This is a genomic window from Paenibacillus sp. FSL R7-0652, assembly GCF_038595045.1.
Classification (GTDB): Bacteria; Bacillota; Bacilli; order Paenibacillales; family Paenibacillaceae; genus Paenibacillus.
Window position 1 is genome coordinate 323,106 of record NZ_CP152001.1, and the last position, 16,895, is coordinate 340,000.

General features: G+C 49.8%; 11 protein-coding genes (1 of these 11 only partly in view). 8 read left to right on the forward strand and 3 right to left on the reverse strand.

The features are described 5' to 3' along the window. The first annotated feature begins 410 nt into the window (after positions 1-410). The gene (locus MKY97_RS01475; protein ID WP_342553805.1) at positions 411-899 is read left to right on the forward strand and encodes a hypothetical protein; all 489 of its coding nucleotides are present in this window, start codon (positions 411-413) and stop codon (positions 897-899) included. A gap of 127 nt (positions 900-1,026) precedes the next feature. Here MKY97_RS01475 and MKY97_RS01480 read toward each other — a convergent pair whose 3' ends face one another. Then, positions 1,027-4,056 carry a DEAD/DEAH box helicase gene (locus MKY97_RS01480; protein WP_342556197.1) on the reverse strand — a complete coding sequence of 1,010 codons (3,030 nt, stop codon included), beginning with the start codon at positions 4,054-4,056 and terminating at the stop codon, positions 1,027-1,029. 5 nt (positions 4,057-4,061) lie between these two features. Beyond that, positions 4,062-5,930 carry an SWIM zinc finger family protein gene (locus MKY97_RS01485; RefSeq protein ID WP_342553806.1) on the reverse strand — a complete coding sequence of 623 codons (1,869 nt, stop codon included), beginning with the start codon at positions 5,928-5,930 and terminating at the stop codon, positions 4,062-4,064. 289 nt (positions 5,931-6,219) lie between these two features. Here MKY97_RS01485 and MKY97_RS01490 point away from each other — a divergent pair, with 289 nt between their 5' ends. Continuing rightward, a complete protein-coding gene (locus MKY97_RS01490; RefSeq protein WP_342553807.1) occupies positions 6,220-7,038 on the forward strand; it encodes an endonuclease/exonuclease/phosphatase family protein in 819 nt (272 codons plus the stop codon). A 224-nt stretch (positions 7,039-7,262) separates the two neighbouring features. Here MKY97_RS01490 and MKY97_RS01495 read toward each other — a convergent pair whose 3' ends face one another. Continuing rightward, entirely contained in the window at positions 7,263-8,090 is an 828-nt protein-coding gene (locus tag MKY97_RS01495) for a methyl-accepting chemotaxis protein (RefSeq protein WP_342553808.1), read from the reverse strand. 332 nt (positions 8,091-8,422) lie between these two features. Here MKY97_RS01495 and MKY97_RS01500 point away from each other — a divergent pair, with 332 nt between their 5' ends. The 6 genes from MKY97_RS01500 to MKY97_RS01525 form a co-directional block, all read left to right on the forward strand. Beyond that, positions 8,423-10,762: a glycoside hydrolase family 88 protein gene (locus MKY97_RS01500; protein ID WP_342553809.1), complete on the forward strand. Its 2,340-nt coding sequence runs from the start codon at positions 8,423-8,425 to the stop codon at positions 10,760-10,762. A 207-nt stretch (positions 10,763-10,969) separates the two neighbouring features. Next, entirely contained in the window at positions 10,970-12,301 is a 1,332-nt protein-coding gene (locus tag MKY97_RS01505; RefSeq protein WP_342553810.1) for a sugar ABC transporter substrate-binding protein, read from the forward strand. A 129-nt stretch (positions 12,302-12,430) separates the two neighbouring features. Beyond that, positions 12,431-13,381, forward strand: coding sequence for a sugar ABC transporter permease (locus MKY97_RS01510; protein ID WP_342553811.1), 951 nt, complete (start codon positions 12,431-12,433; stop codon positions 13,379-13,381). Continuing rightward, on the forward strand, positions 13,378-14,226 hold the full coding sequence (locus tag MKY97_RS01515) for a carbohydrate ABC transporter permease (protein WP_342553812.1): 849 nt from the start codon (positions 13,378-13,380) through the stop codon (positions 14,224-14,226). The genes MKY97_RS01510 and MKY97_RS01515 overlap by 4 nt, the downstream gene beginning before the upstream one ends. A 27-nt stretch (positions 14,227-14,253) precedes the next feature. Continuing rightward, on the forward strand, positions 14,254-16,209 hold the full coding sequence (locus MKY97_RS01520; RefSeq protein WP_342553813.1) for a sensor histidine kinase: 1,956 nt from the start codon (positions 14,254-14,256) through the stop codon (positions 16,207-16,209). Then, positions 16,206-16,895, forward strand: partial view of a response regulator gene (locus MKY97_RS01525; RefSeq protein ID WP_342553814.1) — the beginning only. Its footprint extends 915 nt past the window's final position; 690 of the gene's 1,605 nt are visible here — the first part of the coding sequence; it begins with the start codon at positions 16,206-16,208; the stop codon falls past the right edge of the window. The genes MKY97_RS01520 and MKY97_RS01525 overlap by 4 nt, the downstream gene beginning before the upstream one ends.

A 16,895-nucleotide genomic window follows, 5' to 3' on the forward strand; every position in this document is an offset into this window, starting at 1 on the left:
TGCTGTAATTTAAATTGTGTAAAATATAATTGATAACAACTTTATGCAGGTAATATATCATACTCATTTTCGGAAGTAAACTAAAAATATGAAATTCGGGCATGGCGCAGGGCCTGGTAGGCCTTGTTTGATTTTTACAGGTTAAAGAAACATCAACTACTGCACCCCTCATATATAGAGAGTCTTGATGATCAGCCGGTAAAAGCATACATTAACGAATTGTTTCAACAGCTATCACGGACCATGTGAAGACGGAAAATGGCTTGAGACTGTGTTTAACACCGAGGATTTCCTGCTTTATTTAAAATTTTAAAAAAAGTAGATTCAAAGTCCTAGGACCTCTGTTATAATCATGTCGAAAGATGTCAATTTTGACCAGATGTCTTCTACATATCGGGGAGGTCTATTCTATGAAAAAGTCAACAAAGCTTCTCTCTTCAACGGCTATTGCCGCGATTGCAGCCATATCGGTGGTTACTTCTGCTTCGGCAGCAAGTTTAGCAGCGGTCAAGCCTAGTTCTTTATCATCCGGCTTAAATATCGCTTTATCCAGCATAGACATCTCTTCAATGGATATTGAAACGGCATTGATGATGGTGCAGCAGGAGCGCACCAGATTGCTGGATGCGCAGCTGCAAACGCAAATCCAAGAGGTGCAGAATCGCAATCAACAGATCGCTGATCTCAATGCAAAATTGCAGGCCGCTCAGCAAAACGGGGATCAAGCTGCCGTGCAAACACTGAAGGGCCAGATTGATGCCCTCAGCAATTCGCAGCAAATGGACATGCTTCGCCTGCAGTCCATGTCTAACAAACGGAATGAAGCTTTTGATCTTATGACTAACTTCATTAAAAAAATGCAGGATTCCAGATCTTCCATCATCGGTAACATGCGTTAAGACAGGGATATAAAACAAGGATTAGAATGGTACTTTCATCAAGAAACACAGCGTTACCAAAGCAAAAAGAGCAAAGCGGGAATCAACATTCCAAAGCTTCGCTCTTTTTTTATTTTACCCGGCCTGCTTAACCGGACCAGTCGCGGCGCCGAGTGAACAAATCTTTCAATTCGTCAGTCGACAGTTCGGTAATCCAGTTCTCGGAGCTGGTGATGATGTTGTCACTAAGCTGCTGTTTGCTTTCCAGCATCTCGTCGATGCGTTCCTCCAGTGTACCGAGGGAGATGAATTTGTGCACCTGCACGTCCTTGGTTTGTCCCATCCGATAGGCCCGGTCTGTTGCCTGGTTCTCCACTGCGGGGTTCCACCAGCGGTCAAAGTGGAAGACATGATTAGCCGCCGTCAGATTCAGCCCAACACCACCAGCCTTGATGGACAGAATGAAGACCGAAGGCTGCTTGTCCGCAGGCAGTGTACGGGACTGAAATTCCTCAATCATGCGATCACGTGCAGTCTTCGACGTGCCACCATGCAGGTAGAGTACAGGCTCTTGCAGCTCCTGCCGCAGCACTTGCTGTAACATCTGCCCCATGCCGATATATTGTGTGAAAATCAGGCATCGCTCCCCCTCGTCACGCAGCTCACGAACAAGCTCCATCAGCCGTTCCAGCTTGGCCGAACGGCTGATCAGCATCGCCATATCCTGCGGGCTGTACACGTCATAGGCCGATGCTGACGGATGATCTGACGGCAGTTCCTCAGGCGGCGTTTCCTTCGTTAACAGCAGCGGATGATCGCACAGCTGCTTCAATTGGGTTAACGCCGAGAGAATCGCACCTTTGCGTTTGATGCCCTCCAGCTCTTTCATTTTATCCATAAGTGCCTGCACCGATTGGTCATATAGTGCACTTTGTTCACCTGTAAGGTGAATATATGTTTTCATCTCGTTTTTGTCCGGCAGATCAAGCTGGATATTCGGATCTTTTTTCTTGCGGCGCAGCATAAAAGGTTTGACCAGCTGCTGCAGATCCTGCATGCGCTGCTCATCCTTGTCCTTCTCAATCGCACTGATGAATCGGGTCTGGAATGCACGGGAACTGCCCAGATATCCGGGATTAATGAAATCATAGATCGACCATAGCTCAGCCAGCCGATTCTCAATCGGCGTACCTGTCAGTGCGATGCGGTGTTTGGCCGGGAAGCTGCGTACAGCCATAGACTGCTTGGTCTGAGCGTTTTTGATGTTCTGCGCTTCATCGAGACAGATCGCAGACCAGGTATAGGTCTCGAGCAGTTCCTGATCCAGGGTCGCCGTAGCATAGGAGGTGATGATAATATCCGATTGCTCGGCTTGTTCCCGGAATTCTTCCCCGCTCAACCGACGTGCTCCGTAATGCAGACTCACACGGATGGAAGGAGCAAAACGACTGATCTCTTTCTGCCAGTTACCCAGTACGGATGTCGGACAGATCAGAAGGGCTGGAGCCTGTCCGGGCAGCCTCGGTTCATGATCCTTGATGTGCAGCAGATACGTAATGAACTGGATCGTTTTCCCAAGGCCCATATCATCGGCAAGACAGGCCCCAAGGCCAAACCTGCGCAGGAAACCAAGCCAAGCGAAGCCCTCCTTCTGATAGGAACGAAGTTCGGCATGGAGTCCATCGGGGACGGGCAGGGAGGGAGCTCCGCCTTGTCCGCCTCCAAGCTGAGCAATGACCCGATTCAGATGTTCATTCAACTCCACCTCAAGCCTGATGCTCTCGTTAGTCTGAGATTGCTGAGGTTCTTCCTCGGCTTCGGCCTGCTGACCTTCTTTCCACTTCTGCTTGGCATATTCCCGCTGTTCATTATGCAGCAGATGCAGGTGCAGAATATCCTGGAATGAGAGTCCCTGCTCCCGATCGACGCCGCCCATCGCTCTGCGAATCTGCTCCAGCAGATCGGGATCGAGCGGCACCCATTCGCCGCGGAAGCGAACGAGCCGTTCGTTACGGGCGACGAGATCCGCAAATTCCTCCTCGGTAAGGTCAGAATCGCCAATGGCGATGCGCCAGTCAAAATGAATGATCGAGTCCAATCCGAAGAAAGATTGACCCCGCTCACTGCCTTCCTCCGGTTTTACCTTGGCACGCAGCTTCGGTTTCTTCTTGCGGGCGGCTTCCCACCAGCCCGGCAGCAGGACCTGCCATCCGGCAGCCAGCAGTCGACCGCTCTCTTGGGTGAGAAACTGCCAAGCTTGCTGGTCATCCAAGGGATCGCTCAGAATATCTCGTCTGCCGCTGATGGAGCTGCCGAGCCGCGGCAAATGTGCGCGAAGCTGGTCCAGCCATCCGGCCGAGCGATCCAGAATGAATGGCGTCCAGCCTTCGGGCCATTCGCCTTCCAGCCGCCCGCGTGAATCCAGCATGACCGGCACGAGAACAGCAGCGTCCAGCTTGTTCTGCAGTACCAAGCGCAGGCGCCAGGAGAAATCGTCCTCATCCGGCTCCTGCAGCTGCAGCATCGGTCTAAACGGTGCAGCATCGGCTTTCCAGCCGATGGACACCAGCCATGACCGGGCATCCAGGCCTCCTGTCCGCGGAATCGCTCCGCGCTCAGGGAAGAGCTGCGGGAACTCCCGGCGCAGATCGGCGGCAGCTTCTTCTGAACTGTACCAGCGCTGAAACACAGCGGCGGAATAAGCTGCACCAAGCCCTTCGGCGTAACTCTCATCCGTCTGCTGGAACGCTTGGTCAAGCGCAGCAAGATCCTGCTTTTTCAGGCTGTCCGGGTCCCATGTCCACTGAAGCTCTCCAGTACGGTAAGCCTCAAAACTGGGGACATATTTACGATTCTCGATGGATGATGCCAATATCGGTGCAAGTCGAATAAGGTGTTCTGCCTGCTCATCCCACTTCCATTCGATGTGGATCAGGGTTTGCATCTCCGCAAAGAATGGAATAACTTCTTCGGCAGGCAGCACCACAAGTTCGATCTCTTCAATCTGCCGGATTTCCAGCTCCGTGCCATAGAAGGAAGGAGCGTGCCAGGCAAAAAGGCGCTGCTTCAACGACTGGCCTGATACAAAGTGGTGTGTATTCAGAGCACCGTATAACAGCGCGTCGCCATAGCCTGTCAAAGCCACGTGTACTTCAATCGTTTCTGTGTATGGATGAATTAGACTCATGGAATCAGTTTACCTTTCCGAAGCTCTTCCTGCAGGGCGCGCAATCGGCTGTTGCGAACAGCCAGTGCCGTAATGAAATGCTCCCACGGCTCCTCCCGCTTCATTTTTTTGTATATTTTAGATAGTCGTTTCAACAGCTTTACAGCAGCTTTATAACCATCTCTATTTTTGTGCCCAATATATCGTTCGACCGCCTGATGATAGAACGGCAGCAGCAATTCAGGGGCATCCTTCTCGATTGGCTGCAGCACCGCCACGCGAAATTCAAGGGGTTCTGTGCCTGTGCTCAGCTGAAAATCAATCCATCTGCGCCACTGCCCCCGGGAATGCATGGCATCCTCATAGGCGGGGCGGGAGTGTGGAAGCATGCCGACCAGCGTGTCCCACATCCGATGCTCGGCTTCCGGGACATGCTGAATTGCGGTATCCCACAATCGCATATAGTCCTGCAAAGGAGAATTACGGCGGTTGGCCAGCAGGGGCCCAAGTTGGGCCAGCCATTCAGCAAGACGTGGCCAGTCAGCTTCATCGGCTAGTGTATGGAGAAAATACAGCAGATGTTCTGGAGGAATGCCGTACGCTGAGCTGCCGTGCACAAGTTTCTGCCAGGCGGATACATCCTGCTTCAAGTGGTAGTACATCCAGCTTTGAGCCAGCACAAGCGGCAGGGGAAGAGGCTGTTTGCTCTTTCTACCCATCTTCTCTGTAACGGGTGAAGTTCCCTGAGTACGGGTTCCACTGTCCTCATTGTTCTCGATATCATCATGGGATGTATCTTTTCCTGCAGCCTTCAGTACACTGCTGTTTGAAGATGCTGTCTCAGCAGTACCCATAGAGGCAATTAGATTCGCTTCAACCCTTGCCAAAGCGGTCAGCTCGGACTCCAGCATGTCCCGCTTCCCCTGAAGCTTGGGCACGATCCAGTGCAGCCACAGCTTTGAATAAATCGGCGTGAAGAACATCATGTTAGCTGTCTCCGGCAGCATTTCTGCCCGCAGATAAGCTGCAGTTTCGTCCAGTCTCGCCCAGACTTGTTCAAGGGCTTTGCTGTCCAGCCCGGATAAGTTCAGCGGCTGAAGAAGCAGGGAGTCGATTGCCTTTTGGAGAGCATCCACCGCGAGCTGGGCAGGATAACTTAAATACACAGGTGTATGCGTAATAGAGTTACGCGCGGGCGGTATGCAGTACCGCATGAGATAGAGCTGAACATGCAGTTCAAAGAGCTGATCCATCGCAGCGGACATCTTCGGTTTGATAGCGTATAGTTCATCGGCCGCTTCTTGAATGTAAGCCGCAGCTGCTGTTCCTGTTCCCAGCCGTTTGAGACTGGCACGAAACAGCTCATGCCATTGTGGGATGCTCATTGCGGCTAACCCTGATGCCTGCTCTTTAATTTCGCTGTACCGATTGTTGTCAAGAGAGTTATTGTCTTCGCCTGCAGTTTCTTGATCTTCAGTGCTTCCAAAACTAAAACTGTAGGCTCTCCCGGAAGCAGACCCAGCCGGTCTGCTGGTTTGTTTCAAAGAGGTACTTGCATGTGCATTCACCAGTGCAGGGACTGGGCGCCCCTGCAGCTCGGCATAACTCATCAGCACGGCAGCCATGTGTTTGCATGGAGAGTTGACCGGACAGGCACAATAACTGGTGGATAAGGCCTGCATGCGGAGCACAACCTCGTAGGATTCTGTACCCTGTACTTCGGCCATAATGTTTTGGGACTCGTTAAAGGTTAAAGGTCCGACACGTTTCTGTTTATAATATTGGAATCCGCGCATGATCGTCAGGTTGTTGAAAATCTCCGCAACTTCACGGATCAACGACTGCCAATGCGCGTCTTCCATAATCCAATCATGAGATATATTCATTATTCCATCTCCTGGGTAAACAAGGGTTCACTAATGGTGACACACGGGATGTCACAACCTAGATTTTTAATTGATTCTATCATATCAGTTATGTGACTGCTCGTGCATGGCTATCCGAATCTGCAGGATCTCACTCCTGCAGGACAGAAGATACACCTGTCGGATCATTTCCTGTGGACATGCAGGAATACTCCATTTTGTGTATGCTTATCATACGTATTCCTTTCAGGAGCAATGCAGGCTGCGCAGCGGCTGGATAAAGACTATATCTAACAACAGGAGAGAGCACATGAAAATTCTTACATTAAACGTCCATGCCTGGGCGGAAGAAGATCAGCTGAACAAGATCAGTCAGCTGGCGGATTTTATCAACACCCATCAATTCGATGTCATTTCGATGCAGGAAGTAAACCAGTCGATTCAGGAGATGGCGCTGCCTCATGAGGAACTGCAGACGTTTACAGCGACTGAAGCTGACGTGACGATTAAAAAAGATAACTATGCCCATGTCCTGCTGCAGCAGTTGACCGAGACCTATTATTGGACCTGGATTCCAACGCATATCGGGTTCCGTACATATGATGAAGGGCTGGCGATTCTAAGCCGGACACCAATTAAACGTTCCTTCGGAGAATATGTGTCTCATATGCGTGATTATAACAACTATCGCACACGCAAAATTGTAGGAATCGAAACGGTCGTTCAGGGTGAGGCGGCATGGTTTGTGAATGGACATTTTAACTGGTGGGATGATGCACAGGAACCTTTCAAGGGGCAGTGGGATCTGACGGAGAGTAGACTGGCACCATATATGGATCAACCGCTGTATCTTATGGGGGACTTCAACAATGTCGCTGAGATTCGCGGAGAAGGTTACGATTATATGATGGAGCATGGCTGGAATGACTTGTACACAACAGCGAAGCAAAAAGATGATGGAGCTACTGTGGTCAAAGCAATTGCCGGATGGGCCAACAATGAACAGCCGCTGCGGATTGATTATATTTTCTCGAATCGTCCTGTACAGGCCCAGTCTTCCAATGTGGTGTTGAACGGTAAAAAAGGGCCGGTCGTATCCGACCATTTCGGTGTTGCGGTGGAAATCTAACAACCGAACGAGTAGGCTTAAATATGATACGAAGCCTCCGCTCATTTCCTAACAGGAAGATACAGCGGAGGCTTGTTCATTTTGGATTCATCCATTTTATATGTAAAGCATGTTGGCTTGGGTTTGTTTCTATAATATACAGTAATTACTATATTCAATGAAGGAGGATGCTGTGGATCAGGAATTATTTTTCCGAAGCTGCAGTCCTGCACTACTATAAAGGCTTAATCCAGCGCCAGCATCTCATGTACAAACTTTTTCAAATTCGCACTGGTCTCGCTCAGCTGCTCAACACTCTGCATAAATTCAGTTACAAGCTTGGCCTGATCCACTGCTGCTGTCGTCACTTGTCCAATCTCCTGCTCCATATGTTTCATGGAATCCTGAACACTTCCCAGAGAGGTTTCGATATCCGACGCAGCCTGTTTCGTATGATCGGAGAGTTTGCGGACCTCGCTGGCTACCACCCCGAATCCTGCTCCCTGTTCTCCGACACGAGCAGCTTCAATCATGGCATTTAAACCCAGCAGGTTTGTCTGCTCAGACACCTCGCGAATCACATTGGTGACCTTCGTGACATTAACCGAGTTCTCGGAAGCCTTCTGGGAATTACGCAAAATCTCTTCAGAGGTTGCCGACAGCTGCTCGGAATGGGCTGCAATTTGCTGAATGCCGCCAACCAGCGTATGGATTGTGGTTTCATTCTGGCTGATCAGTGTTTCCAGTTTCAGATGGTTATCGAGTGCATAGTTGACCCCGAGAATGCCGACAACTTCTCCGTTCTCTTTGACGGGAATGAGGATGGAGTCGAAAGGTCTTCCCTGAAGATCACCAGGCATACGTACAATCGTGCGGGTGTCTTTATTCGTCAGCATCTTGAAATGTTTGTAGTCATCATGCAGTTCATCGCCGGCCTTTACTCCGATATCGAGGCTTTCTGCTTCGGAGAAATATAATACCTTCTCATGATCATTAATCGATATGGAGATATCATCGCGGAACATTTGACGTACAAAAGGCATCGCATTAACTAAAGATTCAAGAGTATTCAATATTTATCTATCCTTTCAGAATAAAATGGGCATTCTTCAAACTACTATTATATGTATCGGTATTATTTCCAATTTTGTTTAAACATTTATTTGATGGAATGATGCGGAATTAGACAGATAGGGGACCCGTCACAACGTTGGGTGTAAGCGCAAACAAAAATCTGTAGCCACCATGCACCTTGTCAGTTATACTAGGATTATTAATCAGACGAAATGGCGAAGTAGAGTGGTTTCCTGCGAAGCAAAGGGTAAGTCTACTGAGGTTAAGCGCTATATCTAATTTTTAAAGTGGTAGAATAATGTCCTGATAATACAGGCTGGAGCTTTATTAGATGAAGATGTACTCCAACATGAGAGGAATGTGGCATTCGATGACAACTTATTTCAGTGAACCGCAGAGTATGTATTATCGATTCGGAGAAGATCAGGAGCAGGTCTTGAAGGTACTTGCCGAGAGATATATTGGTGCCAATGCACAAGCTGACTTCGTATACAGGGCATTTCAACAGTCCGGGATTTTGCAAAATGATAAAGGACTTTATGATCTTGATTTGGGTAAACGTTTTCCCGATGCGCCCAAAGATCATATTTCGTATGCTGCAGCGCTTGTATGGGGTGATGAGAACCGTAATCTGGATGTACTTGTACGATGCTATGGGCCTGTGCGCTTTTATTTCAACGAAGAGCTGGTCTACCGTTCTACCGTCATTGATGAGATTACACCAGACGCAACCGTGAAGCTGGGGATCGACATACAGCCTGGGTGGAATACCATATGGCTGGAGATGAAAAATACACCTGCCGGTTTCGGATGTCAGTTCGGTTCTGATGAAGGGAAAGTACGAATTCTGAATGTTTTGGCTCCTTATCAAGAGCGTTCAGGACAAGCGGGTTGGGTCTATTCCGAACCGGTATCGTCAGGGCAGGTGCAGCCTAACCTGCTTACAGGTGAAGGGGAGAACGGCTTGAAGTGGCTGCCAGAGGTTCAGTGGCCCGTATCGGAACAGAAGAAACCAGCTTTGGAGAGAATCTATGGGCTTCTTCCTGGCAGATGTGCTTATGCCTGGACGCATCTGAACAATCGTGATGCATCCGGACGTCCAGTTCAATTGTCTGGACAATCCTCCGGTCCACTGCAGATATGGCTTGGCGGCAGACTGGCTGCTGAAGTGAAGCAAGCAGGGGCGTTTGAAGTAGAAATAGCGGTTTCCTTTGGCCGCAATGATCTGCTTGTTCGCAGTGAGTGCCAAGCTGACGCAGCCTCATGGGGATTTGACCTGAATGCATCTGTGGGTTCGGAACGGATGCAGTTGGAGCTTCCGCAGCGGGTGCAAGGAGCCTTGGATGAATGCTGGCTGTACGCAGGACCCTTCGAAACGGGGGCGGAACCGGAACTGGCAGATTTGATGCGAATGGATCGCGTATACCAGACAGGTACAGGTCAGCAGGGCACAGAGGCGAACAGCAGTCCGGCGAAAACAGGACGAACATATTGGCGGCTGGATCGGCCAGATGCCTTTATCAGACCTTATTATGAAAATGCGATGTTGAGCAATAAATGGACGGTAGGAGGCGTGACCAACTATGGACGATGGGATTACCCGCTAGGGGTTACTGTATACGGACTGCTGCAGGCGGGACGTTACATGCAAAGACCGGACATTGTTAGGTACGCAGCGGAACATGTGCAGGCATGCACCCAGATGTACGAGTATTCTCTGTGGGATCGTGAGCAGTACGGTTTTCCGGCAATTAACCAGCAGCTGATTATGCTGAAAATGCTGGATAACTGCGGTTCCTTTGGTTCAGCGATGCTGGAGTCATATACAGAATGCAAGGAACCCACATTCCTTCCGATTGCTGAACGGATTGCAGACTTCATGCTCTCCCTTCTGGAACGTCGAGCCGATGGAGCTTTCTACCGTACATGTGCAGGTGAGTATGCCGAGAACACAATGTGGGCAGATGATCTTTACATGAGTACGCCGTTTCTTGTGCGGTATGCACGAGTAACGGGTAAATCTGAAGCGCTCGACGAAGCAGCCAGACAATTTTCACTATACCGCAAATATTTGTTTATGCCGGAGTACAAAATCATGTCTCATGTGTATGATTTCAAATACGAGCAGGCTACCCAGATTCCTTGGGGCCGCGGCAACGGGTGGACTCTATTCTCTCTGACGGAAGTGCTGGAGGCACTCCCGGAAGATCATCCAGAGCGTCCTGCTTTAATTGCCTTTTTCAACGAGCTGTGTGAAGGTTATGCGGCACTGCAAAGTGAGAGTGGGCTCTGGCATCAAGTGTTGAATCATGCGGAGACGTATCTGGAAGCCTCCTGCACAGCTATGTTCGCTTATGGTTTTGCGCGTGGTGTACGTTTTGGCTGGTTCAAAGATGATACGGCATATGTTACAGCGGCTCAACGGGCGTGGAAGGGATTGGTCAGCAAGGCTATTGATCGTCAAGGGAATGTGCATGGCGTATGCAGCGGATCGAGATATGCATTCACAGCAGAGTACTACGATCAGGATCTGCGCACCGTAACCAATGACAACCATGGAATTGGCATCATGATGCTGGCTGGAACTGAGGTAGCCAAGATGGAGAAGCATCTGTCGGGGCGTACAGGGAACGCTGCCTTGTCTGACTCTGCAGCTTCCGCTGTACACTGAGAGATAATATGCGTGCGAAGAAAGCAGGTCTTGTCTGAAAGGAATGACTACCACCGGAAATGTGGTTTCCGGTGGTTTTTCTTTCCGGTTAACCCCTTACTTTTTTGAAAGGATAGCTTACTTTTGTTTATGTCATGTGCAGTGACAGACGATTACAATAGTTTTGTAAGCGATTTCATATAAGCAAAAAGGGGAGGAAATTCATTCATGATCATCACCAAAAAGTGGGTAACCCTGTTCTGCCTGTCCCTGTTATTATTCGCTACAGCCTGTTCTGGAGGAACCTCAAGCACACCGTCATCTTCCGGTGAGTCAGGCCAAGGCGGTGCTTCCGACAAAATTGAACTGCGCATGACCTGGTGGGGATCACAGACCAGACATGATCTGACAACCAAAGTGATCAAGCTGTTTGAAGAGAAACATCCAGGCATCACGATTAAACCTGAATATTCAGGCTGGGATGGGTATTTTGACAAACTGACGACGCAGGTCGCCGGATCGAACGCTCCGGATATCATCCAGATGGATTATGCATTTCTGACAGACTTTGCGCGGCGAGGTGCACTGCTTGACCTGACGCCATATGCAGATAAAGAGCTGCGTATCGAGGATCACGACAAGAGCATGATCAAAGCCGGATCGATCGACGATAAACTATATGCCATCACCCTGGGGGTCAATGCACCAGGTGTCATATATGATGCAACATTATTCCAGCAGCTCGGCATTGAAGAGCCAAAGGAAAGCTGGACATGGGAGGACTTCTCAGCGACTGCAGCCAAGATTGCGGCAGCGAAGGGAGAGGGGTTCTACGGATCGGCAGACATTTCGGGTGCCACGAACATGTTTGAGGTATTTGTGCGGCAATCCGGCAAAGGATTGTTTGAAAATGGCACCATGACAGCGACAAATGATCAATTGAAGCAGTGGTTTGAGATGTGGGCTGCACTTCGTGAGAACAGAGGGGCTACATCTGCGGAAGTTGCAGCTTCCACCACGAATGCACTCGAAACCAGACCGATTTCTTTGGGTACTGCTGCCATGGATTTTGCGTGGTCCAACCAGCTGCTTACATTCCAACAAGTGAACAAAAACCAGGATCATAAACTGGGCATTCAAGTGCTGCCGCATGGCGTGAACGAAAAACGAATTGGTGAGTATCTGAAACCAGGTCAGTTCATGTCTGGTTATTCCAAATCCAAACATCCAAAAGAAGTGGCTATGTTCATTGATTTTATGGTGAATGACCCGGAAGCGACGGCGATTCTCGGATCCGAGCGCGGTGTGCCAGTCAATGCAAGCATCCGTGAGCAGCTGCAGCCGAAGCTGTCCGAAGGAGAGAAAGTCATTTTCCAATTCATTGATACCGTATCAATGCATTCCAGTGAGATCAGCCCGCCATACCCGCAGGGATTTGCTGAAGTAGACACGAGTTTCAAAAGTGCAAGCGAACAGATTGCTTTTGGCCAAGGCAGTATGGAAGACATCATTGCCCAATTTATTGAAGGAGCCAATGCAGCGCTTGGATCAAGCCAGTAAAGAGACTAGAACCTGCAGCTGTAAATGAGTTTGACCTGTATCTGTAGATATGTCTTGTAGACATATCTACAGATACAACTGGCAGGAACCGTTCTAATTAACTTCAAATAATGCGGGGAGGTTGCGAAAATGACGACATCACAGGTCAGTCAAGCCAGAATCGAGAAAGTAGCCGCCCGGCGGGTGAAACGTCGATACGCTCATAATGGAGCCGCCCTTCTATTTCTCGCTCCCTGGCTTGTCGGATTAGTATTCCTGACCCTGGGTCCCATGCTTGCTTCGTTATACATTTCCTTTACCGACTACAGTATCCTGGCCGCCCCGAATTGGGTCGGTCTGGATAACTACGTCACGATGTTTACTTCTGACAAACTGTTCGGCAAGTCACTTCAGGTGACATTTACCTATGTAGCGGTATCTGTTCCGCTTAAACTCATTTTTGCCTTGTTTGTCGCCATGCTGCTTAACAAAGGTATTCGCGGACTTGGCATATACCGCACCGTGTACTACATCCCGACATTGCTGGGAGGCAGCGTAGCCATCGCGATGTTATGGCGTAAAATGCTGGGTGGTGACGGATTGCTCAACAGTGTACTGGCGATGGTAGGCATTAAAGCACCTGACTGGGTGGCCAATCCGAAGTACGCACTGTATTCCATTGTATTGTTGTCCGTATGGCAGTTTGGTTCATCCATGATCATTTTCCTGGCAGGACTCAAACAGATTCCACCGGAGTACGATGAAGCTTCAGCCGTAGATGGTGCGGGTCCGATGCGAAGATTTTTCTATATCACGCTGCCGATCCTGTCACCTGTCATCTTCTTTAACCTGGTCATGCAGCTGATTACGTCCTTCCAATCCTTCACACAGGCTTTCATCATCAGTAACGGCAGTGGGGGTCCGGTGAATTCAACATTAATGTACTCTTTGTATCTATACAAAAAAGGATTTTCCTTCTTCCAGATGGGGTATGCTTCTGCCATGGCATGGGTGCTGGTGATCCTGATCGGCGTATTTACACTGCTCGTATTCCGCAGCAGCAAGCTGTGGGTACACTATGAGGATGGTGGGAAATCATGATTGGACAACGTAACTCGGCAGCTTGGATTGTCACCAAACATGTACTGATTTCAGGCATCGCATTTCTCATGCTTTATCCGGTTCTGTGGATGCTGGGCAGCTCGTTCAAGCCAGGGCATATGATTTTTACGGAGACCTGGTTCTGGCCGAAGGAGTGGAATTGGCAAAATTATGTGACGGGCTGGTCCGGCGCTCAGGGCAATGCCTTTTCCAAATTCCTGACGAACTCCGTCGTTCTGTCGCTGGGAGCTGTGCTGGGCAATGTGATCTCCTGCTCGATGGCAGCTTACGCGTTCGCACGGCTGAACTTTCGCTTCAAAGCGATCTGCTTCGGGCTGATGCTGATGACGATTATGCTGCCGCACCATGTCACCTTGATTCCGCAGTATATTCTCTTTAATCAGCTGGAGTGGGTGAATACGTACCTACCGCTTGTTGTACCAAAATGGCTGGCAACGGATGCATTCTTCATTTTCCTGATGGTGCAGTTTTTCCGGGGATTACCTCGGGAACTGGATGAAGCAGCGACCATTGATGGATGCGGTCCGGTGAGAATCTATACCAAAATCATTATCCCGCTCGCTTTTCCGGCACTTGTAACGACGATGATCTTTACGTTCCTGTGGACATGGGATGATTTCTTCAGTCAGTTAATCTACCTGAGCGACGTGAGCAAGTATACCGTTCCGTTGGGACTGCGTCTGTTCCTGGATTCCAGCTCACAGTCCGATTGGGGTCCGATGTTTGCAATGTCTGTGTTATCCCTTGTGCCATGTTTTATCGTATTTATCGTGTGTCAAAAGTACTTCGTGGAAGGAATCGCGACTTCTGGGCTCAAAGGGTAATTCCAAGACGAAACGAGTTGATTCCGTATGCGAAAAACAAGATGGTCTGTCTATATTCATCAAAAGCTGCAGCAAAGCAAGCTCTCCACATTGATGGTGACTTGCTTTATTGCGTTTAATCTGATGCTCGTCTCGGTCATTGTTTGGCTTGCCTATCAATCCTTCTCTGCAGTCACATTTACCGAAATCAGCAAGGCGCGTCTTGCTCTCTTAAATGAAAGCACCAGGCGGGGGTTTGATTTTATTACAGGAGTGACGGGCACAGCTTATGGACTGGCAAGCAGCAGAGAGTTGTCGAGCTTGCTTGAAACGACCCATGCGGGCAGGCTGGCACAGATTCATCAGCGGAGAGAGGTTTCCAGAATTCTGGATCATACGATGGTGGTAAGTGAAGGGATAACCTCGATTGAGCTGTATACGGATGCCTTCAACGGAGTGAACGTTACGATGGCTGACCGTATTTTTCCTATAGATACTATTGGGAACGATTCGTGGTATGCTGCGCTGGAAAAAGCAGATGCAGCCTGGGTCCCGCTTCGAGAGAACGAATCCGGCCAATCTTTGGTTGGATATGCACAGCGGATTTTTGACAGCCGGGGCGGGACGGTCGCTTATGTGCTTATTCGTCTGAGCAGAGCGGATATCGTACGCAGATTTGCTGACGTACCGATGGTGCTGGATGGCAAAGTGCTGCTGGTTGATACCGCGGGCAATATAGTCATGCAGATGGGGAAAGCTGATCCGGCAGCGGAGGACGCTGAACAGTCAGATCCATTACCTATGGATGAATCAGCCGCCGGGCTGGAACGAACGGAACAGGTTAATCAGGAGAATCCGAGAAGTCAAGGGGATTCATGGGATTTGAGACAAGAGATGAGGGTAACGAGTGATCCTGTCGCTGCTCCTTCTTCTATTATAGACAGTGCTTGGATTCAGGAGCATGCACGGCCTGGGGAGGACGGCTTCGAAGTGGTATCGGGTAAGCCTGGAGGTGCTCAATTGGTGCTGTACTCCAGACCTGCTATGCTGCAGTGGCGTCTTGTGCAGACCATCCCTGTGTACACTCTTTTGTCTCCGGTTCGTCAGGCGGGTTGGCAGATTCTTGGTATCGTTTTGCTTGGTTTGTTGTGCTCGGCTGTGCTGGCGTATTTGTTTGTGCGGCAGATTATCCGACCTTTGCGGCAGTTGATCAAACGAATGAGACAGCTTGAAAAGGGAGACTTCGACACCCGGGTACAGCTGTCGTTTACGGAGGAGTACGCTCATCTGGCTTATGGATTCAACCATATGGCTTCACAGCTTACAGCGCTGATGGAACAAGTGAAGGATGAGAGTCGTGCGAAACGGGAAGCTCAGACCAGTCTGCTTGAAGCTCAGATCAAACCCCATTTCTTATACAATACACTTGATATGATTCACTGGCGTGCCCTCGATTATGAAGCCAAGGACATCAGCCGTATGATTGTGCAGCTCAGCAAGCTGCTCCGAATCGGGCTGAGCGGGGGCAAATTGTTTATCCGTGTGCGGGATGAACTGGAACATGCCCGGTGTTATGTCAGTATCCAATCCGAGCGGCTGCCGTTTTCGATCCAGTATGAGGAGCGTATTGATCCACGTATTCGCGGATGTTATATTCCCAAGATTATTTTGCAGCCTTTTATCGAAAATGCCGTGATGCACGGACAGCCCAAAGGAGAAGTGCTTCACATTCAGGTGCACATGGACCCAGATGATGGTCCTGCTTCTGATGTTATGATACGTATCAAGGATAATGGCCAAGGTTTGCCGGATGGTTGGAGTATGGATGATTCAAGAGGTATCGGTGTACGCAATGTGCATCAGCGCATACAGCTCTACTGCGGACACAGGTATGGCGTGCAGTTGAGTAATGCAAGTTCAGGCGGCGTGGAAGTGAAAATTACGCTGCCGCGTATTGGGACCGAAGAGCAATTAAATCTGTGGCTGGACGGTGAAAAAGGATGAAGACCATTATGCTTGTCGACGACGACCCACATATTATCAAAGCACTGACCGAGCATATCGATTGGCCCTCCCTGGGACTGAGCATTGCAGGTACAGCTGCAAACGGGGTAGAAGCGCTGGAGCTATTCCGCCGCGAGCGCCCTAATCTGGTCATGACCGATGTGTACTTGCCGGGTATGACTGGACTTGAGGTGACGCAGGCGCTGCGGCGTGACTATCCCCATCTGCCGATCATCATCCTCAGCGGATATGACGAGTTCGAGAACGCCAGAGCAGCTATGCGCTGGGGCGTGAATCACTTTTTGCTGAAGCCGGCGGAGGTGGAGGAGATTGAGTCTGTACTGCGGGAGGTACTGCTGGAACAAGATGTACGGGAGCGGCATGAGCGCCTGGAGCGAACGTATAGACAGGAAGCAGGGCGGGTGCTGCCGTATCTGCGCAAACAGCTGCTGCATGAACTGCTCACCACCCGGTACCGAGCAGATGAATTACCCGAGGCCCGGATGGAATATGTTGGGTTTCGCATGTGCTCTCAGGTTCGTGTCGTCAGTCTGCAGCTGAATCGCCCGGGTTTTATGACAAGAATGAAAGAACGGGACTGGCAGCTGCTGCGCTACGGGGCAGCCGATATTATTCAGGAAACGGTAAAGGAACAGGCATCTCGGATATTGGACTGTCGGGTGGAG

Coding starts and splice junctions, on each gene's coding strand:
- MKY97_RS01475 (WP_342553805.1), top strand. CDS start 411: ATGAAAAAGTCAACAAAGCTTCTCTCTTCAACGGCTATTGCCGCGATT.
- MKY97_RS01485 (WP_342553806.1), bottom strand. CDS start 5,930: ATGAATATATCTCATGATTGGATTATGGAAGACGCGCATTGGCAGTCG.
- MKY97_RS01490 (WP_342553807.1), top strand. CDS start 6,220: ATGAAAATTCTTACATTAAACGTCCATGCCTGGGCGGAAGAAGATCAG.
- MKY97_RS01500 (WP_342553809.1), top strand. CDS start 8,423: ATGAAGATGTACTCCAACATGAGAGGAATGTGGCATTCGATGACAACT.
- MKY97_RS01505 (WP_342553810.1), top strand. CDS start 10,970: ATGATCATCACCAAAAAGTGGGTAACCCTGTTCTGCCTGTCCCTGTTA.
- MKY97_RS01510 (WP_342553811.1), top strand. CDS start 12,431: ATGACGACATCACAGGTCAGTCAAGCCAGAATCGAGAAAGTAGCCGCC.
- MKY97_RS01515 (WP_342553812.1), top strand. CDS start 13,378: ATGATTGGACAACGTAACTCGGCAGCTTGGATTGTCACCAAACATGTA.
- MKY97_RS01520 (WP_342553813.1), top strand. CDS start 14,254: ATGCGAAAAACAAGATGGTCTGTCTATATTCATCAAAAGCTGCAGCAA.